Below are 9,223 nucleotides of genomic sequence, written 5' to 3'. Positions count from 1 at the left end.
CTAGGACTCTATCTTGTTGCCGGGGAGCACAGAGAATCCGTGCCGTGTCAATGCCGCCGCCAATTCAACGCGGTCATCGAGGGGCAGATTGACGCCCTTGACCTCCTGCCAGATCTCATGGCCCCTACCCGCTACCAGCACCACGTCCGAGCTGCGGGCCATTGCCACAGCATGTTCGATCGCCCTGGCCCGCGGATACACCTCGAGGATCTCGCAGGCAAGATCCTCAGCTTTCTTGGCTGCCAATGCACCTTCCAATACACCGGCACGGATGACGGCGTCGTCCTCGTCGTGAGGATCGTCATCGGTGACAATCACCACGTCGGCCCGTCTGGCGGCGGTTGCTCCCATCACCGGGCGCTTCGACACATCACGTTGGCCCGTAGCGCCGAAGACAACCAAGACCCTCGAACCCTCTTCAGCGCTCCGGACGGAGTCGAGTGTCAGCGCAAGGGCATCGGGGTTGTGGGCAAAGTCCACGATTGCCGCCGGATCCCTGCCAACCAGCTGCATGCGGCCAGGCACCTCAGTGGTGAACGGATCATGCTCCGTCGCGGCGAGCTGCAGCTCCGGCACGCCAACCCCGGAGGAAAGCAGCATCACGGCGGCGAGGGCTGCGTTGGCCACATTGAACGTGCCCGGCAGGCCGCAGCGAAGCGTCAATTCTCCGTCCGCACCGGTAAGGGTGAAGGAATGGCCAAGGCCTGCACGCTCGACCCGCGAAACCACCCAATCAGCCCCGGCAGCCCCTGCTGTCCCGCCGACTGAAAGCGTCACGGTATCGACGTCGGTCTGGGCGGCGAGGCGCCTCCCCCATTCCTCATCCACGATGATGACCGCACGCTCCGCGCGCCGCGCGCTGAACAGTGCTGCCTTCGTTGCGAAATACTCCTCCATACTGCCGTGGAGGTCCAGGTGGTCCTGCGTCAGGTTGGTGAACCCGACGACGTCGAAACGCACCCCATCGACGCGGCGGTACTCGATAGCGTGCGAGGAAACCTCCATCGCGGCAGCCTGTATGCCGCGCTCCCGCATGAGGCCGAGGATTCCATGCACCTGCGGCGACTCGGGCGTGGTCAACGCCGAGGGGATGGGCGTGTCCCCCGCCCGGATCTCGATTGTGCCGATGAGGCCGGTCGAGCGTCCAAGCGCGGAGTTCAGGGCGTTGAGGAAGTAGGTGGTGGTGGTTTTGCCGTTGGTGCCGGTGACACCGAACAGTACGGGGCTGTTTTCCTGCGGCTGGCTATCATAGACGACCGCCGCGAGGGGCCCGACGTAGTCCCTGATGGGTGAGGCCAGGTAGAGCGGAACTCCGGTGCCTTCGAGAGCCGAGGCAGCTGCGTGGACGCCGACGTCGTCAGTCATCACCGCAGCGGCTCCGTTCTCCACCGCCTGCGCGGTGAAGTCCGCGCCATGGCGGCCGGTGCCCGGAAGCGCGACGTAGAGGTCACCCCGCAAAACTTCGCGGGAGTCGATGGTGATGCCGCTGACCAAGGGACCGTCGTCGTGTCCTGGCGTGTCCTGGCCTGCAGCCGGCCGCACGACGGGCGTGAGGGCCTGGGGCAGCGCGGCAAGGACTTGCCGCATTCTTTGAGGCGCCACGTCGTCAGGGCGCATGCGCGCGGAAGTAGCGGACGGTTCATGGGTAGACAATGGGGCCTGCTCTACGGATCAGTACTCTACGGGGTAAATTTCGGGCTTACCCGTGGACGGCGGGACGTTGTTCGAGTTCAGGACATAGTTCATGACCTTCTGGAACGATTCCCCAGGAACCAGATAGTACAGGTCGCCCTGAGGTCTTTGCAGGGTGACGACGACCACATACTGCGGGTCTTCCATCGGAGCCATACCTGCGTAGGAGAGGGTATAGCCGTCGTAACCGCCCTGGGGGCTCGGGGCCTCGGCCGTTCCGGTCTTCGACCCTACGCGGTATTCCTCCAGCGCTCCGCTTGCGCCGGAACCCTCGACGGTGACCGTTTCAAGCATGTTGTGGAGCTGCCCCGCGGTTTCGTCGGACACGACGCGCGTCCCCTCTGCCTGCGGCACCTTGTGCTCGGTGCCGTCCGGGTCAATGTAGGCGTCAATCAGGCGTGGCTTCAGGCGTACGCCGTCATTGGCTACGGCCTGGTACACCATCGCGGTATGCAGTGCCGTCTGCGCGAGACCCTGGCCGAACAGCACCGTGTACTGCTGGCGGTCATCCCAGGTGTCCGGTGTGGGCAGGATGCCAGGGGTTTCACCGTTCAATCCAACGTTCAGTGGCTCGCCGATGCCAAACTTGCGCAGCCAGTCATACCGCTTCTGCGGGCTGAGCTGCTCACCGATCATGACGGTTCCAGTGTTCATCGACTTGGCGAAGACGCCCGCTGCGGTCCGCTGCTCCGTGCCGTGCTCGAAAGCGTCCTTGAAGGTCTGGTTACCCACCGTGTAGTTGGGCGGGGTTTCGAACCTGCTGGTCGGCTCGATGATCCCCTCTTCGAGGGCGGCGGCCATGGTGATCAGCTTGGTGGTGGATCCGGGTTCGAATGATGCAGTGACCGAAAGGGGCTTCAGGAACGCCGGATCGGTTGCCGCGAAGTCATTCGGATCGGGGGTGGTGGATTCGGCCATTGCCTTGATCGCGCCAGTCTTGGCCTCGATCACGACGATGTTGCCCCACTGCGCGTTATAGTCCTGAACCTGCGCAGCGATGGTCTGCTGCGCGAAGAACTGGAGATCCCGGTCGATGGTCAGCCTGACTGACTGGCCGTCCTTCGCCGGCACGTCTTCGTTAGTTGCATACGGGATTCGAATACCGTCGGCACCTATCTCGAAGGTACGGGTGCCGGGGGTGCCCCTGAGCAGCTCGTCCTGCGTCAATTCCATTCCGCTGAGCGGCTTATCCGTCCCGAGCGAACCGACGATCGAACCGGCGACAGCACCGGATGGATAGGTCCGCAGGGTTGTCGGGTTCGCAGCGACACCCGGCATTTGGAGATCCAGTACTGCGTTCCGAACAACCGGTGTGACCGACCGGGCGACATATTCGAACCTGTCCTCCCCGAGAATCGCCGACCGGACCGTTGCGGCGTCCTGCTCGAGGATGGTGGCGAGTTCCTGGATGCCCTGTTCCATGGGAATATCCACACGCTGAGTGGCTCCGGGATCCCGCCGGCTGAATGTCTCGCCGGTGGTGAGAGTCTGGTCCACGACGATGTCAAAGCGCTGGATGGTGTGTGCAAGTTCGTTGCCGTCGTCATCGAGGATGCCGCCCCGCAGCGCCGGCACTTCCTGAGTGACCAGCCTTTGGGTCAATCCCGCCTGCGCCATCCGGTTCAGGTCCAGTCCCTGAACCTGAAAGAGGCGGACGCCCAGTACGAGCAGCAGTATCAGGACGAACGCCAACCCCACCCGGAGGCGGGTGGCTCCGAGCGCTACCCGAAGTGACTCATGGTTGGGCGTGTGCGCTGGTGCCACGGGGGTTCCTCGCTGGTTGTTTGGCTGCAGGATTACTGACCGGGGGTGGACTGCTCGGGTGCGGGAATGGTCCCGCCGCCGGGCGGGTCCGAAGCTTCAGCCGGCTCGGCAGGTTGCTCGGCTGGTGGTTGCTCCGCTGCAGCTGATCCAGCTGCTGGCTGCTCGGCAATTGGTTGCTCAGCCGCCGACTCAGGCGACTCCGCAGTGGCTTCAACTACGGGGGGTGCGGGAAGAGGAACCGGCACGGTGTTGTTCGTGTTCACCGCGGGCTCCGGGACCAGGACTGGTGGCGCATCCGACTCCTTGGCTGCTTCCGGGGTACCTGAGACTTCCAACGAACCTACATCAATGGATCCGAATGTCGGGGACGCCACCATATCGAGTTCACCGGCAGCGACAGCCAGGTTCTGCGGCGCGCTCAGGTGGTCAAGCTGCTGCGTGAGGGCCTGGTTCTGCTCAGCGAGCGCAGCCTCCTGTCCGCGCAGGGAGACGAGCTGGTACTGGCTACTCGAAACCGAGATATTGAGCATCAGAACCACTACCAGCGCGGCCACCAGCGCGGCCATGCTGAAGACAGCGAACGGCATCCGTCCACGCGCGCCACTGGCAGGAACCACCGAAAGGGGGGTCCGGCGTCGTACCTGGGGCAATGGGGCGGCAGGAAGCGCCAATACGCGTGCCGTGTTGCCTGCGATCGCACCCGTCGCGGCGTGAGTGGTCCGAGAAATCGTTTGGCTCATGGTGTTTTCCCGTCTCTCGTGCTGGTTCTGGTGCGTTCAACTGCGCGGAGCTTTGCCGAAGCGGCACGGGGATTATCCGCGATCTCCCGATCGGTCGGCGCTTCCGTGCCGCGGGTGAGGGTCCGCAGATAGGGCTTGTGTTCGTCGAGCTCAACCGGAAAACCGACGGGTGCTGAGGACTTGGCGCCGGCAGCGAAGGCGGCCTTGACGATCTTGTCCTCCAGCGAGTGGTAAGACATGACAACAACGCGACCTTTCACGGCCAACGCCTGGATAGCTCCGGGAATCGCCTGTGAGAGGACGGAAAGCTCTTCATTGACTTCGATTCGCAGCGCCTGAAATGTGCGCTTGGCCGGGTGCCCTCCGGTGCGTGCTGCCCCGGCAGGGACCACCGACCGTATGACGTCCACGAGTTCACCGGTTGTGGCGAAGGGCTTGGCACCCCGCGCGGAGGTGATGGCAGATGCGATCCGGCCCGCAAACTTCTCTTCGCCCCACGTCCGGATAATTCGCAGGAGTTCACTCTCCGGGTAGGTGTTGACCACGTCAGCGGCTGTCTGGCCGGTGCTGGTGTCCATCCGCATGTCCAGCGGAGCGTCATAGGAGTAAGCGAAACCACGCTCCCGCTCATCAAGCTGCAGGGAGGAGACGCCGAGGTCAAACAGGACTCCGTGTACTTCGCTGATCCCGAGGTCTGCGAGGACTTCAGGGATTTCGTCGTAAACCGCGTGAACGAGGTCGGTCCGGTTTTGAAAGTCTGCAAGCCGATCGCCTGCCAGGGCCAGTGCCTGGAGGTCACGATCTATGCCCACGAGGTGCAAATGGTCGAAGCGCTCCAGCAATGCCTCGGAGTGACCCCCCATGCCCAGAGTGGCGTCGATCACGACGGCCTTCTCACCAGCCGCTTCAATCGCAGGAGCGAGGAGGGCAATGCACCGGTCGCGCAGTACCGGAATGTGCCGGTCTTCGGTGGGACGAACCTCCCCCATCTGCCCCGTTCCTTCCTACTGGTTCCTCAGGTGCGGATCAGACTTCCGAACGTGTGCCGGGTCTTGGACCAGATCCCCATCCGCTCTGGCATTCGATCTGCCTGGCTCCGGGGAAGGTGAGCCAGGAAGTTCGGTGCCGGGCGGCTGGAGGTCTCGTGCAAGACCCGTTCGCTTTCGCTTGCGTCGAAAATACTTGTGTTGCATTGGCGGTTTGAGGCGACCATCAGATAATCCCTGGCAGTGCGTCCTCGTCAGTTTCGGAGAAGGCGGTTTCCTTCTCTTCCAGGTAGTCATTCCATGCAGTTGCGTCCCAGATCTCGGCGCGGTTTCCCGCCCCGATCACAGCTAGCTCCCGTTCCAATCCCGCGTAACTGCGCAGTGTTGGTGGGATGGTTACCCTGCCCTGCTTGTCTGGAACCTCGTCCGAAGCTCCGGAGAGGAAAACTCGAATGTAGTCCCGGGCCTGACGCGATGAAATAGGAGCTTCCCGCATCTGCTCGTGAACCTTCTCGAATTCCTTCTGGCTAAAAACGTAGATGCAGCGCTCTTGTCCTCTGGTCAATACCAGCCCCTCGCCTAGTTCATCTCGGAACTTGGCTGGAAGGATCAACCGCCCCTTCTCGTCAAGCCGCGGTGAGTGTGTTCCGAGGAACATCCGCAACCGCCTATCCGTCCAGGAGGACCAAGCGCAACCACTACGCTCTTATGTCCTCCACATTACTCCACAATCCTCCCCCGTCAATGCCAAACGGACCGATTCACCCGCTTTCTTGTGTGAACTTCCCCGCAGACGTGCGGGATGAAGGGGTGGAGGAAGGTGGAGGGCTTTGCGAGAGCACCCATGCCCTGCGCTTCTGCACGAGCACCTTTCCGCCTGCCCCCGCTGCCTTGAGCGTCGATCAGCCTCTCAATGGCGCTACCTTTGCGCTTAAAACACCACTGGACCCGCCGTTGGGCGGGTCCAGTGGTGGAAAGTGGGGGTTAGTAAGTGGGGGGTGGCTTTACGGTTGGTCCCGCTTGCGCTCATCCCACTTCTCTTCAAGGTTGCTGAGGAAGTTGCTGCTGCGCGGGGTGCTGGCTGTCTTGGCAGTGTTGTCTTCCCCAGAAGCTGCGCCAGTAACCTTGGTCTTTGTGGTGGCGTAGTAGACGCCGGCTCCCATAATCAGAAACCCCACAACTCCCAACGGGATGAACTGATTGGTTATACCCAGCAGCAGCACCGCCAGCCCAGCGACCATGATGAGCGATCCAAGCACAATTCTTCGCGTAGACACGGTTCGGTTTGTGCTCGACGCCATCGAGTGCGCAAATTTGGGGTCATCGGCATGAAGCTGTTGTTCCAACTGGTCAAGCAGCCGCTGCTCGTGCTCCGAGAGTGCCATCACTGCCTCCTTGCTACTAATGCCGTATCCCTCAAACCAACAACGAGTTAACAGCCCAACGCGTTCCCTGCTCGACCGCTTGGACGTAATGCGACCGCTTGCGGGGTGAGCGAAGCAATCCAGTTAAATCGCCTACTACTAGGATAGGTCGCAATCCGGCCCAGCGAAAGCCGTCCTTTCCGCACCAGCCCCCGCTAAACGCTCCGGAATCAGCGTTCCGGGCGTTCACCTTTGGAGCGATGTTCATCCCGGCTTCTGGAACCGAGAAGCCGGGCTGGCATGATCACTGAAGATCCGAACTTCCCCTTGACACGGTCCAGGGTTTCTTCGGCCACGCGCCAGTTGTCGTCTTCTCGATCAATCGTCAGTTGATGTGCCCCATCACCGGCGCCTTCCAGCCGCTCCACGCGGATACCGATCAACCGAACGCTCATAGGGCGGTCCCCGAGCGAATCAAGCAGGATGCATGCAGCGGCGTACAGGGCATGGGCGCTGTCAACCGGCTCCGGAAGCCGCCGCGACCGGGTCAGGGTGGAGAAGTCCGCGTACCTGAGCTTAATCGAGACTCCTCCCGCACGCAGGGCGGCCGAACGAAGCCGGGCGGCTGTCCGGTGAGCCAGACGGAGCAATTCCGCCCGGAGGATACCGTCGTCGGACACGTCCGCGGCGAAGGTCTCTTCAGCGCCGATACTCTTCTCACGCCGGCTCACAGTGACCGTGCGGGGGTCCATTCCCCACGCCAGCTGGTGGACATGCACTCCGGATGAGCCGAGCAGGCGCTGCAGCACGGACACCGGCGTGCGGGCGACGTCCTCAACGGTGGTGATTCCGAGGCGTGCCAGCACTTCCTGGGTTTTGGCGCCGACTCCCCACAGCGCGGAGACGGGCAAGGTATGCAGGTAGTCCACCGTTTTGTCGGCGGGAACGAGCAGCAGTCCATTGGGTTTCGCCCTCGTGGATGCAATCTTGGCCACGAACTTGGTTGAGGCGATCCCCACGCTCGCCGTGATTCCAATTTCGTTGCGGATCGTGGCTCGGATCTGCTCCCCGATGCTCCGGGGAGAGCCGAGCCGGCGCAGGGCTCCCGCGACGTCCAGGAACGCTTCGTCGACGCTCAGCTGCTCGACGATGGGGGTGATGGTGCCGAAGATGTCCATGACCGCCGAAGAAACCGCAGCGTAACGGTCATGGTGGGGTTCGAGGATCACTGCGTGGGGGCACAGGCGCATGGCTGTGGACATAGGCATAGCCGAGCGCACTCCGAAACGACGCGCCTCATAGGAGGCCGACAGCACAACCGACCTGCCGGAGGGTGAACCTGCGATGACGGCTTTGCCCTGCAATTCCGGGCGCGTCAACAACTCGACCGAGACGTAGAAAGCATCCATATCGACGTGCAGGATGGAACACCGGGCATCCTCGATTCCCGCGAGGTCGTAACGGGCGGGCATGCCAACATCCTAGTGCGGACCGTTCCGTCCAGCCGCTTTAGACTGTGGACATGCCCGACGGAACGCGATCATCGCAGCCAGCCATCCAGGGAGAACAGGATCGCTTCCGCGAGAATCTCTCCGTTGCCACCCGGGAGTTCCTCTCTGAGCAGCGCACTGTCCTCGACGCAGTCTCCCGTGACACTCTCGACCTGGTCGACTCGATAGAGCGACTCACAACCGGCGGAAAGAAGCTGCGACCGCTCCTGTGTTACTGGGGATGGCGCGGCGCGGGAGGATCGGCCGAGGACGAGGGCATTGTTACCGCCGGAATGGCGCTCGAACTGTTCCAGGCAGCGGCCCTGATCCACGACGACATCATTGACCGCTCGGATTTCCGGCGTGGCGCCCCGAGCGTCCACAGGCAATTTGAGCGGCGCCACCTCGACGGGAAGTGGCGCCTTGATGCAGAACGCTTCGGTTCCGCTGCTGCCATCCTGACCGGCGATCTGTGCCTGTCATTCAGTGAAGCGGCGTTTGCTTCCGCCACCGCGCAGGGCCGCGCCGGGTTACATGGGCCCGCCCGGTCCATCTTCAACCTCATGCGGACGGAGGTGATGGCGGGCCAGTATCTTGACCTCCTTGAAGAGGCCGTTGGCTCTGATCGGGAGGCGTCCGACGCCGTCGAACGCGCCCTCACGATCGTGCGCTATAAATCCGCCAAGTATTCCGCCGAGCACCCGCTGGCAATCGGGGGGGCACTCGCCGGCGCCTCCGGCACATTGCTTTCCGCTTACTCAGCATTTGCACTCCCACTGGGCGAAGCTTTCCAACTGCGCGATGACCTTTTGGGCGTCTTCGGCGACCCGGCCATTACGGGAAAACCAGCGGGAGACGATCTACGTGAGGGCAAGCGCACCCTCCTGATTGCCAAAGCGCACCAGTCAGGCAGCCCTGCACAAAAGCGGACGCTGGACGCTGACCTCGGGCGGCCGGGACTGAACGACGACGACGTCGCTCGGTTGCGTTCGATCATTCACGACACGGGTGCCCGCGAACATGTTGAACTGCTGATCGCGGAACGCTCCAGGGCAAGCTTTGAAGCGCTTGATGCGCTTGGCGTGGACAACCTGTGCCGGGAGGCTCTCGCCGGATTGGCTACGGCAGCGGTGGCACGCACAGCCTAGGTCAGAGCAGATTAGGGCGGTGCATCTTAGGAAGGTGCA

The 9,223-nt window shown here is 62.7% G+C and carries 8 protein-coding genes; 1 reads left to right on the top strand and 7 read right to left on the bottom strand.

Annotated elements, in window-relative coordinates:
* From ACWA1U_RS10855 to dinB, 7 genes are all read right to left on the bottom strand, one after another.
* Nucleotides 1-1,617, bottom strand: coding sequence for a UDP-N-acetylmuramoyl-L-alanyl-D-glutamate--2,6-diaminopimelate ligase (locus ACWA1U_RS10855; RefSeq protein ID WP_463725019.1), 1,617 nt, complete (start codon nt 1,615-1,617; stop codon nt 1-3).
* Nucleotides 1,618-1,671: 54 nt separating this feature from the next.
* A complete protein-coding gene (locus ACWA1U_RS10850) occupies nt 1,672-3,456 on the bottom strand; it encodes a peptidoglycan D,D-transpeptidase FtsI family protein (RefSeq protein ID WP_463722199.1) in 1,785 nt (594 codons plus the stop codon).
* Nucleotides 3,457-3,488: 32 nt separating this feature from the next.
* Complete coding sequence (gene ftsL, locus ACWA1U_RS10845) at nt 3,489-4,196, bottom strand: cell division protein FtsL (RefSeq protein ID WP_463722198.1); 708 nt, start codon at nt 4,194-4,196, stop codon at nt 3,489-3,491.
* The gene (gene rsmH, locus ACWA1U_RS10840; protein WP_463722197.1) at nt 4,193-5,185 is read right to left on the bottom strand and encodes a 16S rRNA (cytosine(1402)-N(4))-methyltransferase RsmH; all 993 of its coding nucleotides are present in this window, start codon (nt 5,183-5,185) and stop codon (nt 4,193-4,195) included. Before rsmH ends, ftsL begins: the two co-directional genes overlap by 4 nt.
* Before the next feature lie 223 nt (nt 5,186-5,408).
* Nucleotides 5,409-5,840: a division/cell wall cluster transcriptional repressor MraZ gene (mraZ, locus tag ACWA1U_RS10835; protein ID WP_463722196.1), complete on the bottom strand. Its 432-nt coding sequence runs from the start codon at nt 5,838-5,840 to the stop codon at nt 5,409-5,411.
* 346 nt (nt 5,841-6,186) lie between these two features.
* Nucleotides 6,187-6,567 (bottom strand): DUF3040 domain-containing protein, encoded by a 381-nt coding sequence (locus ACWA1U_RS10830; protein ID WP_463722195.1) that lies wholly within the window; start codon nt 6,565-6,567, stop codon nt 6,187-6,189.
* Between the two features lie 209 nt (nt 6,568-6,776).
* Nucleotides 6,777-8,018: a DNA polymerase IV gene (dinB, locus tag ACWA1U_RS10825; protein ID WP_463722194.1), complete on the bottom strand. Its 1,242-nt coding sequence runs from the start codon at nt 8,016-8,018 to the stop codon at nt 6,777-6,779.
* 50 nt (nt 8,019-8,068) lie between these two features.
* Between dinB and ACWA1U_RS10820 the strand changes: the two genes are divergently transcribed.
* Nucleotides 8,069-9,184 (top strand): polyprenyl synthetase family protein, encoded by a 1,116-nt coding sequence (locus ACWA1U_RS10820; protein ID WP_463722193.1) that lies wholly within the window; start codon nt 8,069-8,071, stop codon nt 9,182-9,184.
* The last annotated feature ends 39 nt before the right edge of the window (nt 9,185-9,223 follow it).

It is taken from the genome of Arthrobacter sp. TRD_SC_6 (genome assembly GCF_055361185.1).
This window is presented reverse-complemented; position numbering and strand designations above follow the sequence as displayed.

Excerpts from the sequence above, each read along its gene's own strand:
- ACWA1U_RS10855 (WP_463725019.1), bottom strand. The coding sequence starts at position 1,617 with ATGCGCCCTGACGACGTGGCGCCTCAAAGAATGCGGCAAGTCCTTGCC.
- ACWA1U_RS10830 (WP_463722195.1), bottom strand. The coding sequence starts at position 6,567 with ATGGCACTCTCGGAGCACGAGCAGCGGCTGCTTGACCAGTTGGAACAA.
- ACWA1U_RS10820 (WP_463722193.1), top strand. The coding sequence starts at position 8,069 with ATGCCCGACGGAACGCGATCATCGCAGCCAGCCATCCAGGGAGAACAG.
- dinB (WP_463722194.1), bottom strand. The coding sequence starts at position 8,018 with ATGCCCGCCCGTTACGACCTCGCGGGAATCGAGGATGCCCGGTGTTCC.
- mraZ (WP_463722196.1), bottom strand. The coding sequence starts at position 5,840 with ATGTTCCTCGGAACACACTCACCGCGGCTTGACGAGAAGGGGCGGTTG.
- ftsL (WP_463722198.1), bottom strand. The coding sequence starts at position 4,196 with ATGAGCCAAACGATTTCTCGGACCACTCACGCCGCGACGGGTGCGATC.
- rsmH (WP_463722197.1), bottom strand. The coding sequence starts at position 5,185 with ATGGGGGAGGTTCGTCCCACCGAAGACCGGCACATTCCGGTACTGCGC.